This window comes from Actinoplanes italicus (genome assembly GCF_003001815.1).
Classification (GTDB): Bacteria; Actinomycetota; Actinomycetes; order Mycobacteriales; family Micromonosporaceae; genus Actinoplanes; species Actinoplanes italicus.
In genome coordinates this window covers 34090-52522 of record NZ_PVMZ01000040.1, presented here as the reverse complement: position 1 = coordinate 52522, position 18433 = coordinate 34090, and the positions used below count along the sequence as shown (strand labels likewise).

15 protein-coding genes and 1 pseudogene are annotated in these 18433 nt (G+C 67.6%); 9 read left to right on the top strand and 7 right to left on the bottom strand.

Going from position 1 to position 18433, the window contains the following annotated elements; all coding sequences use genetic code 11:
• Positions 1-439 precede the first annotated feature (439 nt).
• Positions 440-577 (bottom strand): annotated as a pseudogene (locus CLV67_RS48755) (ECF subfamily RNA polymerase sigma factor, BldN family); the annotation flags it as partial.
• A gap of 382 nt (positions 578-959) precedes the next feature.
• Between CLV67_RS48755 and CLV67_RS48750 the strand changes: the two are divergent.
• The 4 genes from CLV67_RS48750 to CLV67_RS48735 are packed head-to-tail and all read left to right on the top strand — an operon-like array spanning position 960 to position 4695.
• Positions 960-3335: a sensor histidine kinase gene (locus CLV67_RS48750; RefSeq protein ID WP_249037995.1), complete on the top strand. Its 2376-nt coding sequence runs from the start codon at positions 960-962 to the stop codon at positions 3333-3335.
• Entirely contained in the window at positions 3332-3757 is a 426-nt protein-coding gene (locus CLV67_RS48745; protein WP_106330820.1) for a roadblock/LC7 domain-containing protein, read from the top strand. The genes CLV67_RS48750 and CLV67_RS48745 overlap by 4 nt, the downstream gene beginning before the upstream one ends.
• Complete coding sequence (locus tag CLV67_RS48740; RefSeq protein WP_106330819.1) at positions 3750-4112, top strand: DUF742 domain-containing protein; 363 nt, start codon at positions 3750-3752, stop codon at positions 4110-4112. Before CLV67_RS48745 ends, CLV67_RS48740 begins: the two co-directional genes overlap by 8 nt.
• Before the next feature lie 22 nt (positions 4113-4134).
• Complete coding sequence (locus CLV67_RS48735) at positions 4135-4695, top strand: GTP-binding protein (protein ID WP_106330818.1); 561 nt, start codon at positions 4135-4137, stop codon at positions 4693-4695.
• Between the two features lie 52 nt (positions 4696-4747).
• Here CLV67_RS48735 and CLV67_RS48730 read toward each other — a convergent pair whose 3' ends face one another.
• The 6 genes from CLV67_RS48730 to CLV67_RS48705 form a co-directional block, all read right to left on the bottom strand.
• Complete coding sequence (locus CLV67_RS48730; RefSeq protein ID WP_203737860.1) at positions 4748-6136, bottom strand: tryptophanase; 1389 nt, start codon at positions 6134-6136, stop codon at positions 4748-4750.
• Between the two features lie 11 nt (positions 6137-6147).
• Complete coding sequence (locus tag CLV67_RS48725) at positions 6148-7224, bottom strand: tryptophan dimethylallyltransferase family protein (protein WP_239166960.1); 1077 nt, start codon at positions 7222-7224, stop codon at positions 6148-6150.
• Positions 7225-7823: 599 nt separating this feature from the next.
• Positions 7824-8246 (bottom strand): MerR family transcriptional regulator, encoded by a 423-nt coding sequence (locus tag CLV67_RS48720; RefSeq protein WP_106330816.1) that lies wholly within the window; start codon positions 8244-8246, stop codon positions 7824-7826.
• Positions 8247-8261: 15 nt separating this feature from the next.
• On the bottom strand, positions 8262-9281 hold the full coding sequence (locus CLV67_RS48715) for an MDR family NADP-dependent oxidoreductase (RefSeq protein ID WP_106330815.1): 1020 nt from the start codon (positions 9279-9281) through the stop codon (positions 8262-8264).
• Positions 9282-9483: 202 nt separating this feature from the next.
• Positions 9484-10719, bottom strand: coding sequence for a serine hydrolase domain-containing protein (locus CLV67_RS48710; RefSeq protein WP_106330814.1), 1236 nt, complete (start codon positions 10717-10719; stop codon positions 9484-9486).
• Between the two features lie 292 nt (positions 10720-11011).
• Complete coding sequence (locus CLV67_RS48705) at positions 11012-12136, bottom strand: serine hydrolase domain-containing protein (protein ID WP_203737862.1); 1125 nt, start codon at positions 12134-12136, stop codon at positions 11012-11014.
• A 517-nt stretch (positions 12137-12653) separates the two neighbouring features.
• On the opposite strand from CLV67_RS48705, the gene CLV67_RS48700 reads away from it, so the two are divergent.
• The 5 genes from CLV67_RS48700 to CLV67_RS48680 all read left to right on the top strand — a co-directional run bounded on the left by CLV67_RS48700 (position 12654) and on the right by CLV67_RS48680 (position 18140).
• Positions 12654-13460, top strand: coding sequence for an ABC transporter ATP-binding protein (locus tag CLV67_RS48700; RefSeq protein ID WP_106330813.1), 807 nt, complete (start codon positions 12654-12656; stop codon positions 13458-13460).
• Positions 13461-13463: 3 nt separating this feature from the next.
• A complete protein-coding gene (locus tag CLV67_RS48695) occupies positions 13464-15983 on the top strand; it encodes an ABC transporter permease (RefSeq protein WP_106330812.1) in 2520 nt (839 codons plus the stop codon).
• A gap of 109 nt (positions 15984-16092) precedes the next feature.
• The gene (locus CLV67_RS48690) at positions 16093-16584 is read left to right on the top strand and encodes a GNAT family N-acetyltransferase (RefSeq protein ID WP_106330811.1); all 492 of its coding nucleotides are present in this window, start codon (positions 16093-16095) and stop codon (positions 16582-16584) included.
• Entirely contained in the window at positions 16581-16772 is a 192-nt protein-coding gene (locus CLV67_RS48685) for a hypothetical protein (RefSeq protein ID WP_106330810.1), read from the top strand. Before CLV67_RS48690 ends, CLV67_RS48685 begins: the two co-directional genes overlap by 4 nt.
• 198 nt (positions 16773-16970) lie before the next feature.
• Positions 16971-18140 carry a serine hydrolase domain-containing protein gene (locus CLV67_RS48680; RefSeq protein WP_106330809.1) on the top strand — a complete coding sequence of 390 codons (1170 nt, stop codon included), beginning with the start codon at positions 16971-16973 and terminating at the stop codon, positions 18138-18140.
• The last annotated feature ends 293 nt before the right edge of the window (positions 18141-18433 follow it).

Genomic DNA, 18433 nt, shown 5'->3' with positions numbered 1-18433 from the left:
CGATTGGTCAGACACACTCCGAAGACCGCGTCCCGCTTCGACACCAGAGGCGGTGCTGGCAACGGCATCGCCGGCCGCTGCACCGGTAGACCCCGCAACATCGGCCGGCGCCGGGGGCCCGCCCGGTCCTCCGCCGACAGCCGCGGCACCAGCGGTGGTAGGCACCGCCCTCACCACTGCGACCACCCGTCCGAGCGACTGCGCAACCAGGGGCGCGGCCGGAAGCCCCGGACTTCGGGTGGCGAATATGCCGCAACCAGGTATTCCGTCGCGATCGTTGACCATAGTTCCGAAAATGTGACGAATACCGCACAAGGGTGGAGTCCCCCCTCGAGCACAATTTGATTCCCAGCGGTGCGTGGCAAGATCTACATCTGCCCGCACCGTTTCTGTTTCTGGCAGGCAGGTCGAGCGCAACCCTAGGTTGCGATACACCTCAGCCTTCTCGCCGGCGTCGCCTCCTGAGCACATGGCCGGTCGTCATCTCGAGGCGATAACGGCCGGACTTGCCGGCTACCAGGTTCCGGGCGATGGTGACGAGCCAGGCGCCCAGGCCGTGGCCCCGCCAGGTGAAGCTCCGATGCGCTTGACGAACCCGGCGGGCCGACTGCGCCTGGCCGGTATCGAACCCCGGCTTGCGGCGGACGAGACGGCGGCTGCCACACGGATGCCGAATTGTTCATTGGCGGAGCAAGATCCGCTGACCTGCACGGTCGGAGGGCGACTCGGACAAAAACGAAAAATCCTCGCTGGTGCGGATCTCAGCACGACGCTAGGGTCGGTATCCATCTCAGCGGTCTGCTTAGGACACTGATCGATGCCTCATGCTGCCCTAGATTGGATGAACGTTGGCGTCTGTACCGGCCGACCCCGCGAGTACGCGAACCGATCCCAACACGGACTCGGCGTCGACCGCAACCCCTCCGCAGAAGAAGCGACAGCAGTCGATCAAGCGACGCGTGGTACGCCTCGTCATGGTCCCCAGTGTCGTGGCCCTGCTGCTGTGGTTCACCGCCTCCGGGTACCTGGTTTTCCAAGGTTTCTACAACCGGACCGTCGCGATCACGGTTCGCGACGTCTCCATCCCCGCTGTCACCGCGCTCTCCTCGATCCAGCAGGAACGCCGGCTCAGCATCGCGTTCCTGGCCCGTCCCACGGGCGATCTCAAACCGCTGCTCGACCAGCGGCAGCTGACCGACCGCGAGCTGAAGAAACTTCGTGCCGTCGCGGACGACTCGCTGGCCGCCGCACCGGGCTCGATCCAGCAGCGCTGGCGGACCCTGGCCGGCTACCTCGACCAGCTGCCGGACACCCGTAGCGGGGTCGACGCCCAGTCCACCACCGGCGAGCAGACGTCCTTGTTCTACAACGACCTGCTGGACGCGGCGACCAACCTCTTCGACGACCAGGCACGCATTGTTCCCGACGCCGTGGCCGCCCAGGGCGGCATCACCGCCACGGAACTGTTCCGCGCCAGCGACCTGATGTCACGGGCCGCGTCGACGATGGACGGCGCGTTCGCCGCCAACGCCCTGGGCCGCCCCGAGTACCTGGAGTTCGTCCGCCTGGCCAGTGCCTACCGTTATCAGCTCGAGGTCAGCCGTTCGCAGATGGAGCCGAAGGTCCGTGAGCGGCTGCAGGCCATCGAAGCCAGCGGCGAATGGCAGGCGCTGCAGGCCGCTGAGAACGCGATCATCGCGGCCGGTGCCTGGCGAAAGGGCACACCGGCCGCGCTCGCGGACGCCCGCCGCCAGTGGGCACAGCTCACCGGTACGGCCGCCGCGCAACTGTCCGAGCTGACCATCGACGAGGCCGATCAGGTCTCCGCCCGGACTCTGCGGACCGGCAACAACCAGCTCCTGACCGCTCTGGCCGGCAGTCTCGTGGCGCTGCTGGTGGCGGTCGGCGCCATCCTCTGGGCGTTGCGCCAGTCGGCCGTCCTTGTCGATCGGGCACTGTCGGTGCGTCTGTCGAGGCTGGGTGACGACGCTGAGAAGCTGATCGACGAGCGCCTCCCCGCTGTCATGGGCCGGCTGCGCGGGCGTGAGCCCGTCGATCTGGCTGTCGAGTTCGCCCAGGAGGACTACGGCAGCGACGAGATCGGTCAGGTGGCGGGTGTGCTCAACCGCTCGGTGCGGGCCGCCGCCGAAGCCGCCGTCGACGAGGCCAAGGCCCGGGCTGCAGGTACCGCGATGCTCATGGGTGTCGCGAGGCGTCCACAGCGTCCGCTGCAGCGCGGCCTGAAGGTGATCGAGGATCTGCAGCGGCAGATCGGCGACGAGAAGATGCTGAGCCACCTTTTCGACATCCACCACCAGCTCAACCAGACCCGGCGTTTCCTCGAGAACCTGGTCATCCTCGCCGGCGGGCAGATCGGCCGGCGGTTCTCCAAGCCGATGCCGTTGCGCCGGGTCCTGCTGGCCTCCTTCGCCGAGGCGCACAACTATCAGCGGATCAGCCTGCGCAGCGCGGTGGACACCAACCTGGTCGGGTACGCGGTCGCCGAGGTCATCCACCTGCTGGCCGAGCTGCTGGACAACGCGCTGGCGTTCTCCTCGCCCTCGACGACGGTCTGGGTCACCGCCGTCAAGGTCAACCACGGCGTCGCCATCGAGATCGAGGACGCTGGTGTGGGCATGAACGCCGACGCCGTTGAGCGGGCCAACGCACTGCTCGCCGCCGCGCCCACGCCCGAGGTCGTCGAGCTGAAGGACGGCGCGCAGATCGGTCTCTACGTGGTGGCCGAGCTGGCGAAGCGGGAGGGCGTGCAGGTGAACCTGCGCAGCTCCGCCTACGGTGGCCTGCTCGCTATCGTGCTGCTGCCGGAACGCCTGCTCGTCGCCGGTGATCGCACGCCGGACGCTGGAGGCCAGCAGGTCATCACCGCCACCGCCGCCCAGGCCGCTGTGCCCCCGGTCAACAGCGCTCGCCGTGGGCCCGGCCACGCCGGCGACACGGAACCGGCCATGTCCCGATCGGCGGTCGTTCTGCTCGAACCCGAGTCCGACGCCACACCCGACGCCGGCGATCCTTCCGGCGACACCGTAAGGAGCCCCATGAGCGGACCCGGCGTCCAGGCACGCGATCAGCCCGCCGCCGAGGCCGCCACACAGGGCGGCAAGCCACCACTGCCGCACCGGCAGCCGCAGCAACATCTGGCGCCCGGCCTGCGTGAGGAAGCGCCGGCCGAGGAGCCGACGCACGAGATCGCCGCGACGCGATCTCCGGAGGAAGCGCGCAGCCGCTTCGCGCAGTACCAGCGAGGGCGGACCGCCGGGCGCACCGCCGACAGTGATGAGACAGAAAATTCAGCTGAGCAAGGCAGGAACACATGACCAAATCGACCTCCATCGAACTGCCCTGGATGCTTGACGATCTCGTCGAGTTGCCGCATGTCGTCTCCGTGGTCGTGCTGTCCACCGACGGGCTGATCGTTCAGAAGTCCACGGCGATGGCGCAGGAGCTGGCGGAGATCCTCGCTGCCGGTGCCTCCTCGATGTACAGCGTGGCGGCAGGTACCGGTCGCCGCTTCTCCAGCGGTGCGGTCCAGCAGGTGATCATCGAGTTCCTCGAGCACACCCTGTTCATCGCGGCCGCCGGGCAGAACGCGCGCCTGGCCGTCCTGTGTGATCAGGACGTGGACATGGGGATGGTGGCGTACGAGGTCAGTCGCCTGGTCACCCGGATCGGTGAGTACCTGGGCGCGCCGGCCCGGTCGGCGCAGCCGGGTTCCGACGCCTCAGCAAGCCATGATTGACGGCTGGGACGGCGACGACGAAACAGCGACCGGAGGGTTCCTCCCGTTGTACATCCTGGTCAACGGGAGGACCACGCCACGAAACAGCAGCCTGGATCTAGCCACCCAGGTCATCGCGATCGCGGCGGACGTCAGGCGCCTGGAACCCGAGTATCTCCAGATTCTGGATCGGTGCAAGGACTGGATCTCGATCGCCGAGATCGGCGCCTACCTGCACACTCCTCTGACAATCGTCAAGGTGATGGTCGACGTGCTGCTGGAACAGGGTTACCTGGACAGTGGCTCCCCAGCACAGCAGAAGGTCATCGACCCAGGTTTGCTGGGCGCGGTCCTAGCCGGCCTCGAACGGCTCTAGGCCTAGTCACAAGGACTCAACGATGAAACGAACCTCAGTCAAGATAGTCGTGGCCGGTGGTTTCGGCACCGGCAAGACGACCCTGGTCGGGTCGGTCAGCGAGATCGCACCCCTGACCACGGAGGAGTTGCTCACCGAGGCCGGCGTCGGGGTGGACGACGTGACCGGCGTGGAATCCAAGACCACCACCACCGTGGCACTGGACTTCGGGCGTATCACGATCAGCCCGGACGTTGTCCTCTACCTGTTCGGCACCCCCGGCCAGGATCGATTCTGGTTCATGTGGGACGAGCTGGCGCAGGGCGCGATCGGTGCCATCGTGCTGGTCGACACCCGCAGACTCGACACCAGCTTCGCCGCTGTCGACTACTTCGAGCGTCGGCGGATCCCGTTCGTCGCCGCGGTCAACCGGTTCTTCGGCGAGTGTCCTTACACCGAGGACGAGATCCGTGGTGCTCTGGAGCTCGGCGCCGACGTCCCGCTGGTGTGGCTCGACGCCCGCGACCGGTCGTCGAGCAAAGCGGCTCTGGTTGCGCTGGTACGGCACGCGATGTCGCGACTGCCGCTGCCATCCGCGCTCTGAGAGAGCCGGTTCCGCTGCCGCTCGCGGCGAGTGGCAGCGGAACCGCTGGTCGTCAGGGCAGCGGTTCGAGGCGAACCTTGAAGTGGCGCAGCCGCTCGGGCGCCGAGGCGATCCGGTAGCCACGGATCCGCTCCGGATTCTTCGCGATGGCGCCCAGCACGGCGGCGACGTACGCGAAATGCTCCTCGGTGTAGACCCGGCGCGGGATCGCCAGCCGGACCAGCTCGAACGGCGCCGGAGTGACGACTCGATGATCGGCGTCGAGGGCGCCGAGGTAGAGCGACCCGAGTTCGGCGGAGCGGATGCCGCCGTCGAGGTAGAGCTGGCAGACCAGCGAATGCCCGGGGAATTCACCGGGAGACAGATGCGGCAGCAGCCGGCCGGCGTTGAGGTAGAGGGCGTGGATGCCGGCGGGTTGCACGGTGTCGACCCCGGCCTCGTTGATCATGCGAGCGAACCGGGCCGTCTGCTCGGCCCTGCTCGACAGGTACGCCGGGTCGACCACCTCCCGCAGGCCCTGCGCCAAGCGCTCAAGATCGCGGCCGGCGAGCCCGCCGTAGGTGGTGAAGCCCTCGGTGGCGATCAGGTTGGCCTCGCAGCGGCCGAACAGTTCCTCGTCGCGTAACCCGATGAGGCCGCCGATCGCGGTGAGGCCGTCCTTTTTAAGACTGATCAGGCAGCCGTCGGCGAGCTCGAAGGCCCGGGTGGCGATCTGCTGGGGCGTCAAGTCCTGATAGCCGTCCTCTTTCTGCCGCACGAGCCAGGCGTTCTCCGCGAACCGGGCGGCGTCCAGGAAGAATGGCGTGGAGTACCGGCGGCAGATGGCCGCGACCGCCTCCAGGTTGGCCATCGACACCGGCTGCGCGCCGAGCCCGTTGTTGGTGATCGTCATCAGCACCAGGCCGACTCGTGAGCCGTCCGGACCGGCCAGGGTCCGCTCCAGCGCGTCGAGGTCGATGTTGCCTTTGAACGGCTCCAGGCTGTCGAGGTCGGCGGCCTCACGACAGGGCAGGTCGCGTGCCTCGGCGCCGGCCATTTCGACATTGGCGTGCGTGGTGTCGAAGTGGGTGTTGCTGATGCAGATCTGCCCCGGGCGCAGCAGGTTCGCGAACAGAACGCGCTCCCCGGCCCGGCCCTGGTGCACCGGCAGCAGGTAGGGGTATCCGGTCAGCTCGGCCGCCGCGTCGCGGAACCGGAAGAAGGAACGGGCGCCGGCGTACGACTCGTCGCCGAGCGCGGCGGCGGCCTCCTGGGCGGCCGAGCTCGCCCCGGTGCCGGAGTCCGAGAGCAGGTCCACCGTGATCTGGTCGGCGCGCAGGTTGAACGGGTTGTACCCGGCCGCGGTGATGGCCTCGCGCCGCTGCTGCGGCGAGAGGAACGGGATCGGTTCGACCACCTTTATCCGGTACGGCGGTGGCAGCGGGATGCGGTTCGACGACAACGGAGGACTCCTCAGGCGGGGACGGACAGTGGCCGGGGCGGCATGACCTGGTACGCCTCGGAGGACAGGTAGACCGTCACCCCCGGCCGGGGTGGGCCGAGACGCAGAGAGACATGGGCGAGCAGCCCCACGCCCCGGTCGAGTTGCCGGTCGGTGACCGCCGTGATCGCCCGGTCGAGCACCGTGCGGTCGAAGCCGTAGCTGTCGAGCAGCGGCCGCATCCGGTCGTAGGCTTTCTGGTCGTCGTCGACGTAGTCACGGATCGGCACGTAGATGCTGTAGCCGACCGGACGGCCGGCGCCCTCGGTGATCGTGTAGCTGCCCACCAGCGGTCGCCCTGCGAATCGGGCGGTGCCGGTGCTGCGCGCGCAGAAGGCGGCCACCTCGGCGGGGTCCACGCCGTCGACGGTGGTGGAAGCACGCGCCACGTCGTCCACCCCGGCGTCGTGATGCGACAGGTAGAGCTTCACCCGGGCTTGCGGGCCGTCGTGCAGGTCGAGGGCGAAGAACGTCAGGCGGTCGCGGCGGCCGAGCTCGCCGGGGCGCACGGCGCGGTCGAGCATGACCGAGTACGCCGAGCTGAGCCCCAGCCGCCGCAGTGCCTCCGCGACGATCTCCGGCGCCCGGTCGACGCCCGCCACCTCGGGGTTGAGGTAGACCTTGAACTCCGGCCGTCGTCCGGCACGAAAGACCAGGGAGATCCAGATCCCGAAGTCGCCGTACGGGCTGTCGTGGTCGAACAGGTCGCGAACGGCGTCGAGGCGGCCGGTGGACAACCCGTACCGTTCGGCGTGGTGATGCAGGAAGTCGTAGGTGGCGGCCATGTTCGCCGCCACGGTGGGTGCGGGTGCGAGCACCTCGGCGAGAATCCGCAGGGCCGGCGGTTCGGAGGCGTTGTAGGCGAGCGAGAACTCGATCGGTGAGTGATCGTCGGCGACACCGGACGGCCAGACCGGAGGCGCCGCGAGCGGCCGCTGTCCGTGCTCGCCAAGAACCCCGGACAGCAGTTGCACCGGGGCGGCCGGGTCCAGGCCGACGACGTGGCAGAGCCGATCGAGTTGGCCGGCGAGACGATCATGTACCGACATGCCCTGCATCACGACCCCTGTTCCTGACAGCCGTCGACTGCCCGCGCCGCCCGACCCCCGGCCATCAGCCTGTCCGCTTCGGTTCGCGCCTAGCGGTTGCTGCCGATGGTCATCCACTTCGCCAATAGTCATGTGGATCATGAACCCAAGTCGAGGGCGAGAAAGATCACAGTGGATGGTTTTGCAGGAGAGATCACTGTCCGCTGTGGTCGGAGGCACCGTCGCCGACGGGAGTGGAAATCAGCAGGTCAAAGCCGCATCCTTGGTACGCTCAGGTCGCGCCCGATCGAGAACGGGATCGGATGCGGACGTGGAGCACCGCGGCAGGGCAGGTGAACTGAACCTGCACGCCGCGAGCACTGGCAGGACCTGCGCCTCCCGTTCCCGCAGTCCCCACGGCCCGTCGGGATGCCGTCCGCCATGACCGAAACAGCACGCGCACACGAGTAATTACTTTGAGTGACTGGCAGATTGCTGTCCGGATGTGTAGGTTCGAATCTCGGATCTCGCCCTCCATCGGCCGGCCATCGCCATAAATCGTCTGCCCTGCCCGAAGGCCCGTGGTCAGTCGTGGTACAGCTGACATGCTGGTCGATGTGTCAGGCACGACGGGTGGACATGTTCGCCGTCGCGCCCGGCGCGTGCCCGGCCAGCTGAGCGTGGCAGACGGACAACAGTTGCCGCAGCCGGGTCAGCCTGGCGATGTTGTCATCGATCACCTTCAACCGCCGGCCGAACGTCTCGCTCGCCTCAGGGAGCCGGATGCGCTCGGGAACGGTGTGTTCAGGCAGCCTGTCCCCGTCGAGCAGATGAAGGTGGTCGCTGAGAGCGGCGACATCGTCGATGGTCAGGCCCAGCGACAGCAGTTCACGAATGATCTTCACCCGGGCGACGTCGGCGGCGCTGTAGGTCCGCTGCCCGGTGTGGGTGCGCATCGGTGGCTGCAGCAGTCCGCGTTGCTCGTAGAAGCGCAGGGCCCGGGGCGAGGTTCCCGCCGCTGCCGCCGCGTCACCGATACGCATATCGCCTCCCGGCTGTCAGAGCTCTACGAAGACGGCGCCGATATGCCGTCCCTCGACGACCTCCTGAAACGCCCGCGCAGCCTGCTCGATTCCGCGGATCCGGACGTGCGGGAACTGGATGCTTCCGGCGCGGAGCCAGTCGCCGAACCGCGGCGTCCATTCGTCGAGCGCGCCGGGATGGTCTGCGGCGTTGAATCCCTGCATTCGGATCCGCTTGAGCACGATGGGCACGAGGTCCAGTTCCACGGCCGCAGTGGTGCCGGCGCCCTTTGCGGCCAGTTGTGAGGACAGCGCTCCGACCAGAACGAACCGGGCATGTGGCCGGGCGGCTTGCACGGCCGCTTGGAGCTGCTCCCCGCCGACAGTATCGAGCGCCACGTCGATGCCGTCCGGCGCTGCCTTGGCGAGCTGGTCGCTGATCGGTTCCGATCCGCGCACGACGACTGCGTCGTAGCCGAGCCGGGTGGTCAGGAACTCGCTCTTCGCGGGGGAACCCGTGGTGCCGATCACTCGAGAGGCACCGAGACGACGAGCGATCTGGCCGGCGAGGGAACCGACGGCACCGGCGGCACCGGTGATGAGCACCGTGTCACCGGTACCCACCGCAGCGGCACGGGTCAGTGCCGCATAAGCGGTCCAGCCCTGGGACAGGTGAGCCAGCGGATCCGGCAGAGTGTTCCCGAGCCGGCGGCACCGGTCCACCGGGACGACCGCGTACTCGCGCCAGCCGAGGTCGTGCCCGACCAGTTCACCCGGGCGAAGGCCGCTGGAGCCGGGCGCAGCGACAACCTCGCCGATCGCCGCGCCGGGCAGTGGATCGCCGGCTCGCGGGCCGGGCAGTCCCGCGGCGGCGGCGCCGATGAGGGTCCGGAGCAGGGCTGCCGAGACCAGAAAGGCACCGTTGCGGACCAGGACCTCGCCGGGGGCGCGGGGCGGCACCGGAACCTCGGCGACGGTGAAATCTTCCGGGCGCGGCAGGCCGTCCGGAGTGGCGGACAACTGAACCTGACGGTGGACGGAAGGCACTGAATGCACGTGACGCTCCTGGTTCGAAGTCGGTGAAGCGCGACCGTAAGCCTTGACGTATGCGTCAGAGGCAAGACGCCGCGGCGCCCTCAGTCGCGCATGGTGATCGGGCACCGGGATCGGCGTGTACGGCCGGACCGCTCTGCCCGGTCCGGCCGTACACGTCCGGTCTCTCGCGTCGAGCCCTCGGCGGAGGGCTACTCAGCCGTGATCACGTCGTGGCGCACAGCGCCTTGTCGAAAACGCCGAGCACCTCTTGCTGGCCGGCTTCGTCGTTCGTTCCGACGAGCGTGACCGCACGGCCATCCGCGGTGATCGCGGCTCGGCTCTGAAAGCCGTCAGCGTCGCCGCCGTGCCCGTAGGCGGTGATACCGCAGCTGAGCTTGAACTCGATCGTGCCCAGACCGTAGCGCCAGCCTTCCGGCAGACCGGGCGCCTCAACGGTTTCGCGCATCTTCGCGAGCTCGCGCGGATTGATCAGCCGGCCGTCCTGCAGGGCGATCATGAACTTGTTGACATCACTGGGGGTGGCGATCATCTGTCCCGCGGCACCGGCAACGGAGGGGTCGAATCGCGTGATGTCGATCAGCTCGCGCCCGGTCGGCTTGCCTTGGGCGTCCTTGGCGGGCAGGTATCCCTGCGGGTGCGGCGCGCGAATGTCGCGGTCGCCCGGTCCGGGGTAGTAGGTCTCCGTCAGACCGATACGTTTGATGATCCGCTCGTTGACGAGTTCAGCGAACGGCCTCCCCGTCACTCGCTGCGCCACCAGGCCCAGCACCACATATCCGCTGTTGCTGTAACTCCACACCCGCGCCTTTCCCTTGCCCGATGCCGGAGGCTGCGCCAAGGCCGAGTCAAGCAACTCGCGGGGCTCGAAGTATCGGTCCTTCACGGCGAGAATTCCCCCCGGCACGTTGAGGGAGGTGTCGTTGCCGAGACCAGTCGTGTGCTGCAGCAGTTGCTGGACGGTCATTTTCCGGCCGTCGATTCCCGCTCCGGCACCGGTTCCCCGTACGACGCCGGGCAGATGCTTCTCGACCGTATCCGTCAGCGCGATCTTTCCTTCGCCCACGAGCTGGAGAATAATGACCGCGGTGTACATCTTGGTGTTGCTGGCGATACGCACGTAGCCGTCCGCCGGCACCGCGGATTTCTTGTGGGTATCACCGACCCCGGCGGTGTAGTCCGTCACCCGCCCGTCCGCGCTTCGCACCGACATGAGAACCCCCGGCAGGGATCCGTCCTTGACCAGGCCGTCCAGAGCCGACTGCAGCGCCTGGTCCTTCGCGATCGGCGCCTGCTCACTCTCGAAGGCCCCGGCTGACGCCGCGCCCGCCGCCGCGACGCCGGCTGTCGCCACTGCTGCCACCACCGCGGTCACGACGCCACGACGCCGACCGTGACGAGCCTGGGTGCCGTGTGCCGGACGGCCGAAGAAACTGAACATCGGAAACTCCTTTATTGCCGTTTCAATCTGACTCACACAGTCTTGTCGTCACCGTGGTGCTGCACGATCCCGTGCACTGCCCATTGCCGGTGCAGCAGGCACTACCATCCGCATTCACAAATTCAGCCGACCCTATGATTCAGGCGCTTCCGCACCGGCCCCGAGAAAGACGAAAAAGACCAGGCCCGCGCATTTGCGAGCGAGGCCACCTCAGGGCGGGCAAAGCTGTGCACGACGCGACGTCGCCGGGTGCGGTCGCACCCGGCAACGTCGTCTCTCGGTTTTCAGTCGATCAGGCCTTTGCGCACAGAGCAGCGTCGACGAGGTCGTTCCGGTTCTCCCTGCCGGAGGGGTCGTTGATCGACCCGTCCAAGGAAGTGACGACGAGCGTCACCACGCGACCGTCGTCGGTGGCCGCATTGATGTTCGAGTAGCCCGGAATGTCACCCCCGTGCCCCCAGGCGACCCCACCGCAGCTCAGCGAGAGGCTGAACAGTCCGAGGCCGTACCGCTGACCCGGAGTCGGCGTCGGGATGGTGTGACGCATCTCGGCGAGCATGCGCGGGGTGAGAAGGTCCCCGTCGAGCAGCGCGCGCAGGAACGTGTTGATGTCCTCCGGAGTGGAGATCAGCTGACCGGCTGCCCAGCCCCAACTGGGATCCATCCGCGTGAAGTCGAGCAGCTTGCCGGTACCCGGATCGTATTGGTATCCCTTGGGGTGCCGGCCGCGGATACGTTCCTCACCGACGCCGGGCACGTAGGTGTCGCGCAGACCGACTCGCTTGATGACGCGTTCGGTGACCAGTTCGTTGAACGGCCGCCCGGTCACCCGCTGGGCGATGAGACCGGCCAGAACGTAGTTCGTGTTGCTGTAGGCCCAGCCACGCCCGGCCGGGCCGCCCTCCTCCGTGTTCGCCAAGTCCACCAGCTGACGCGGTTCCAGGTAGATGTGCTGGTACTTGACGAGGTCACCCATGACCTTGAACATCACGTCGGTGTAGTCGGGGATTCCACTGTCGTGCTGGAGAAGCTGACGGACCGTGATCTTGCTGGGGTCCACCCCCTTGCTCCGCACGAGCCCCGGCAGGTAGGACTCGACCGACGCATTCAGGTCGACGTCGCCCGCCTCGGCGAGCTGCAGCAGAACCACGGCGGCGAACGTCTTGCTGGTACTGCCGATGCGGACCCTGCCGTTCACCGGCACCGGCGCACCGGTCCGCAGATCACCGGCACCAGCGGTGTAGTGCTTAGTCCTGCCCCGCTTGTCGCGTACCGCCGCCAGCGCCCCCGGATACCTGTCGACGCCGACGATCGACCTCATCTTCGACGGGATGGGATCCGGCGACGTCTTCGCCTCGGCGGCGACTGCCGGCCCGGCTACCGAAAGGCTTCCGGCCAGCAACACCGCGGCTGTCATCACACCGGTGAAACGCCGGCCACGCCGAGACCGGCCACTGCTCTGTTGCGAGAGTTGTGCGAACACCTGAGCTCCTGGACTGTGCAATTCTCGTCTCTTGACATCGAACGAGACGAGTTTGCTGATCGCATCCTCCGCCGCTCAATCCAGTCTGCTGGACAACCGGGGTAGTGCTGCCACCCCAACCGCCTCGGCGGCGTTCACGCCATTTCCGCTTCCCTGATCCTTCACAGCGGTTTCCGAAGGGTGGAGATGATCATCACCGGGCAGAATCTGAACAGTCTGCGGCGTGAATTTTGAGCCATTACTCCGCCACCGAGGTCGGAGCGGGTTGCCGGCTCACGGCTCCCGGTCACGCGACCACGCTGCCGACTACCGCCGGCCCGCTCCCGTCGCCGCCACCCGGCACCGGACAGTACAGCCTGCACCACCACTGATCTCCCGCCACCTGGATTGCTGCTCGCGGCGAACGAAAATACGGTTTTGCCAGCAAACAATCAGCAACTCAGGAGGAACGATGATTCCCATCAATGGCGCCCGGAGCAACGGCTCGACGATATCCGACCTGAACTCGCCGGTGGCGGCCGTACGGGTCAGGGGACTGCGGAAGATTTACGGCACGGATACGCAGGCGGTAACCGCTCTCGCAGGCGTCGATGCCAATTTCGGGCGGGGAACCTTCACCGCGGTAATGGGCCCCTCCGGTTCCGGCAAGAGTACACTTCTGCAGACTGCGGCCGGGCTCGACCGACCAACCGACGGCCTGGTCTGGGTCGGCGACACGGAATTGTCGAAGCTGTCGGAAACGAGCCTGACGAAGCTGCGCCGGTCGAAAATCGGCTTCATCTTCCAGGCATTCAATCTCATCGGAGCCCTGACGGTGCAGGAGAACATCGTTCTTCCACTGCGCCTGTCGGGAAAACGCGCGGATGCCGTGTGGATACGGCAGGTGGTCGATCGAGTGGGCCTCGCCGAGCGCTTGTCGCACCGCCCGTCTCAGCTGTCCGGTGGCCAGCAGCAGCGTGTGGCGATCGCCCGGGCACTGGCGACGCGACCGGAAGTCATCTTCTGTGACGAGCCGACCGGCGCGCTGGACACTCAAACCGCTGCGGAAGTGCTGAGCCTGCTGCGCTCGGTGGTGGACGAGTCCGGTCAGACCGTCATCATGGTCACCCACGACCCGGTTGCCGCGTCGTACGCCGATCGGGTCATGGTGCTGGCGGACGGCCGGATCGTGCGCGACATGCCGCAGCCGGGTGCGGAGCGCATCGCTGAGCAGTTGGCGTCGCTGGGTGCCCGGCAGCGCGCCGCGCGGGAGGGCTGATCCATGCTGAGCCTCGCCGCACAGATGCTGCGCCACCGCCTGGGTAGCGCGGCAGCGACCCTCCTCGCCCTGACGACGGGAGTGACGATCCTGATGTCTCTGGGCGTGCTCGTTGAATCGGGCATGCGATTCGAAGCGGAACCGCAGCGATTCGCCGCCACCGATGTGGTCGTCGCCCATCGCGACATCACCCTCACGGCCACCACCATGGGCGGCCAGGAGACCGTCACCGTCCCGCTACCGGAGGGCGGCACCATTCCGGCCTCGATGATCGACCGGGTCAAGCAGGTGCCCGGAGTGGCCACGGTCATCGGTGACACCTCCGTACCCGCGATCTTGCCGGAGGGTGCGGCCACCAGCCACGGGTGGAGCAGCGCGGCTTTGACTCCCTATCGGCTGACCACGGGGACCGCGCCGCAGCGCGACGACGAGGTGGTCCTGGACGAGCGCCTGACCGGCGTGGCAGCCGTGGGTTCCCGGGTGCCGATCCTTGTCGACGGCACCGCGCGAATGTACGAGGTCAGCGGCCTGGCCCGGTCCGCCGGCCCGAAACTGCGCACCGGGTCCGCGCCCGTGGCCTTCTTCACCGACGGGCACGCGGCAGCCGTGTTCCCGCGGCAGGGTCAGGTCGACGCCATCGGCATCATCGCCAAGCCCGGCGCGTCGATCACCACCCTGGAAGCGGACGTGCGCCGGCTGTTCGGCGACACCGATATCCGGGTGTACGCCGGCGCCGATCGCGGACTGCTGGAGCAGTCTGCCGAACAGCTCGCGGCAACCATGCTGGTCCAGCTCTCCGGGGTTTTCGGCGGATACGTCGCGCTGCTGGTCATGTTCGTGGTGGCCGGCACCATCGGCCTCGCGGTCCGGCATCGTCGTCGTGACCTCGCCCTGCTGCGTGCCATCGCTGCCACCCCGGGCCAGGTCGTCTGGCTGATTCTCGCTGAGGTCGGCCTGCTCAGCCTCGTGTCGGTAGCGATCGGCCTGCCCAGTGGCTGGTTCCTCACCCGCCGGCTGCGCCAGGAGCTGGTCGACCGGACATTCATTCCGGACACCTTCCCCCTCACCGGTGGCGCGCTGGCCGCGGTAGCGGTAGCGGTGGCGACGACCCTGGTAGCGGTGGGCGCCGCACTGCTCGCCGCCCGCCGAACGGTGCGGATCCGCCCGACCGAGGCGCTCGGTGAGATCGCCGTCGAATCGCGCAGTAATGGAAGACTCCGACTCGTCCTCGGCCTTGTCGCGCTCGGCGCCGGCGTCTTCCTGACCACACTCACCACCACGGCGAAGGGCACCGCCGCTCTTGGTTCCGCGATGGGTCTGCTGTTCGTGCTGGTCATCGCGGTCGCCCTGCTCGCGCCGTGGATCAACCGCGCTGCGGCACGCGCTCTCACCCCCGTGTTGCGTACCGTCTGGGGCAACAGCGGCTACCTCGCCGCGGCAAACCTGCGAGCCAACGCACAGGGAATGGTCACCGTGCTCACCGCCCTGGTGCTGGCCGTGGGATTCGGAGGCTCCGTCTGGTTCCTCCAGGACAACCTGGAGCTGCAGACCGTCACCCAGACCCGTGAGGGCATGCTCGCCCAGTACTCGATGGTGTCCGCCACCGGTCTGCCGGACAGCGCTCTCACCGAGATTCGCAAGGTTCCCGGCGTCGAGGCAGCGACCGGCATCCGCACCACATCCATGATCATCAAGGGATCGGAAGGCGCGACGGGCCTCGGAGCACAGGCCATCTCCCCCGAGGGCGCGGACCGCACCATGGACCTCAAGGTTCACAGCGGCAGCCTCGCGGATCTGCGTGGCCCGGCCGTGGCGGTGTCGACCCTGCAGGCCGAGTCGAACAACTGGAAGGTCGGTCAGCAGGTGAACGTCTGGCTCGGGGACGGCTCACCGACGACACTTCGCCTTGTTGCGATCTACGACCGCGGCATCGGCTTCGGTGACGTCACCGTCGCCAAGGACGTCGTCAGGGGCCACACCGCCGCGAGCGGGTACGACCGAATCCTGGTTCGCGCGGAGCCGGGCGCCGACCTCATGCCGTCTCTGAGCACCATCACCGAGACGTATCCCGGCAGCGCCGTGACCCGGACATCCGAGGTCTCCGGCAAGATCGCCGAGGATCTCGCGCTGAGCGCGTGGCTGAACAAGCTGCTGATCGGCATCATGGTGGGCTACGCGGCACTCGCCGCCGCCAACATCATGGTGATGGCAGCCCTGGCCCGGAGCCGTGAACTGGCCCTTCTGCGCCTGGTAGGGGTAACGACCAAGCAGGTCAAGCGAATGGTCCATGCGGAACAGACCGGCCTTCTCGGTGTCTCACTGCTCATCGGTGGCGTGATCGCGGCGATCACCCTGACGTCGGTGGTACGCACCCTCACCGGGCAGAGCACGCCCTACGTGCCGCCGATGGGATGGGTGGCCATCATCGGCGGCACCACCTTGCTCGCCCTGTTCACCACGATCCTGCCGATCGCGCGGCTGCTCCGGGTTCCGCCGGTCACCGGCATCGGGGTCAAGGAGTAGCCGACGTGCCGGCTCCAGCGTGGTGCAGCGGTCGAAGGGCGAACCCGGCCTTCGACCGCTCGGCTCGGCCTCGTACCGAAGAGTGCAACGAAACGAAGGGAACGACACCATGACGGGAGTACGCCGGGCAGACGTCGGCGACGCGGCGGCGTTGGTGGCACTTCGCGTGACCATGCTGGAAGCGATGGGCGCACCCGTCGGTGACGTGGCGGCGCCGTGGCGGGCCGCCGCGCTCGACTGGTTCACTCGATCCCTGAGTGAGCCGCAGACGTTCGCCGCGTTCGTGTACGAGGTGCCCGAAGCCGGCATAGTCAGTGGCGCCGCCGGCATGTGCGATCGGCATGCCCCCAGCCCTCGCAATGTCGAAGGGCTGCGCGGTCACGTCTTCAACGTCAGCACCGAAGCGCATGCCCGTGGTCGTGGATATGCCCGGAGCTGCCTGACCGCGCTGCTGCGGTGGTTCGCTGAGGAGACGACCGTCAGCGTGGTGGATCTCCATGCGACCAGTGGCGGCGATCACCTCTACCGTTCTCTGGGATTCACGGCGCCCCGTCATCCCGCCCTTCAGCTACGCCGCGACCAGATGCAGGAGAAACCATGAAGTGGCAACGGATCGCCGCGATCCCCCTTTTCGTCATCGGCTTCGCCGGGGCAACCGCGTCGCACATCTTCCCCCTCAACGACTATCTCCCGGAAATAGTCGAGACCCTTGTGGTCTGGGTGGGAGTGGCCTGCGTCATCGGCGGTGTAGCGCTCTGGGTCCGCTCGTCGTCGACGTCACAGGACTGAGGAGCACCGGACGTACCGATGTCACGAGCGCGAGCCGGCTTCACGGGATGACCCGTGTTGGCCGGCTCGCTGCCTTCCCGGCTCATTTCGGTACAGCAGGCTATACCGCGATTTGTCCCGGCTGCGGGATCGATCGGGGAGCAGCCGGCCGGAAGGCTTGCGGTGTCAGATCAACATCGCTGAGCCCGGGAGAATCCGATGCCCACCCTCCGTCCGAGCACCTCGTCCCCGGCCCTCGGCCGCGCCGCCGCCTCGCTGGCGGCCCTCGGAAGCCTCGCTCTCGGGATCGCGGTCGCGGCCCCCGCTTCTCAGGCAGCTTCCCGCTCCGGCGGCCCCGTACAGCGAAGCCTGAACAACCTCGTCACCGTCGACGGGTTCCCGGGAGCGCTGGCGTCGGTACGGCAGGCCGACGGCCGGGTCAAGCGCTACACCGCGGGTGTGGCCGATGTGAAGACCAAGCAGAGGATGCCGGTCGACGCCCGGGTCAGGATCGCCAGCAACACCAAGATGTTCACCGCAACGGTGGTCCTCCAGCTCGTCGGCGAAGGAAAGGTCAAGCTCGACGAGCCGGTCGAGACCTACCTGCCGGGCGTCGTCCGCGGCGCCGGAGGCATCGACGGACGCAACATCACGGTACGCCAGCTGCTTCAGCAGACCAGCGGACTCGAGGACTACGACGATGAGCTGTTCGCCGACTTCGTCAACGCGCTGAACACCTACTACGAGCCGTACGACCTCCTGAAGGTGGCATTCGCCATCGCGCCGAAGTCCAAGCCGGGCGAGAAGTTCGCCTACTCGAACACCAACTACATCCTGGCCGGCCTCATTGCTCAGAAGGTCACCGGGAGCCCGGTCGGGAAGCTGATCACCAAGCGCATCCTCGAGCCGCTCAAACTTCGCGACACCTACTGGCCCGGCGAAGGTGAGACCACCATCCGTGGCGTCCACCCGACCGGCTACTACCCGGCGTCTCCGACGAACCTGATCAACGTCACCGCAGCCGAGCAGTCGCCGGCCTGGGCCGCGGGAGCTCTCGTCGGCACGCCCACGGACATCAACTCCTTCCTGGCGGGCCTGCTCGGCGGCAAGCTGCTCAAACCGGCGGAACTGGCCGAGATGAAGAAGACCGTCGACGCCCCCGGCTTCGACACGGTCGGCGGCGCCCGGTACGGCCTCGGCATCGCGACCTTCAGCCTCAGCTGCGGCGGCTTCGCCTGGACCCACGGGGGCGTCGCTCCCGGCTACGTGACCTACGTCGGCGTGACGTCCACCGGCAAAGCCGCGTCGATCGCGGTGAACTCCATGATCACCAGTCAGGCCGCAGCCGAACATCTCGACCAGGCCCTGGACACGGCCCTCTGCCGCTGACCTGCGAGTCGACAGCCGGTGCCGTCGTCGCGACGCGTCAATCACGGCGTGTCCGGCGGCGGCATCGTGCCGCGCTGCGGCGATTCACCGGCTGCGCCGGGTGAGGCGCATTCCCGTCGCCGGTACCACCGATCGACGTTCCGATTAGGACGTGGCCCGAGTCAGCCATGCCGTGAGGGTCTCCGGCATCTCCGGGCTGCGCCCCGCTGATCCAGACCTCAGGAGACACTTCAATGCGCGAGTCCCGACTCGGGCCGGACCGCCACCCTCGCACTCCCTTTCATGAAGGCGGG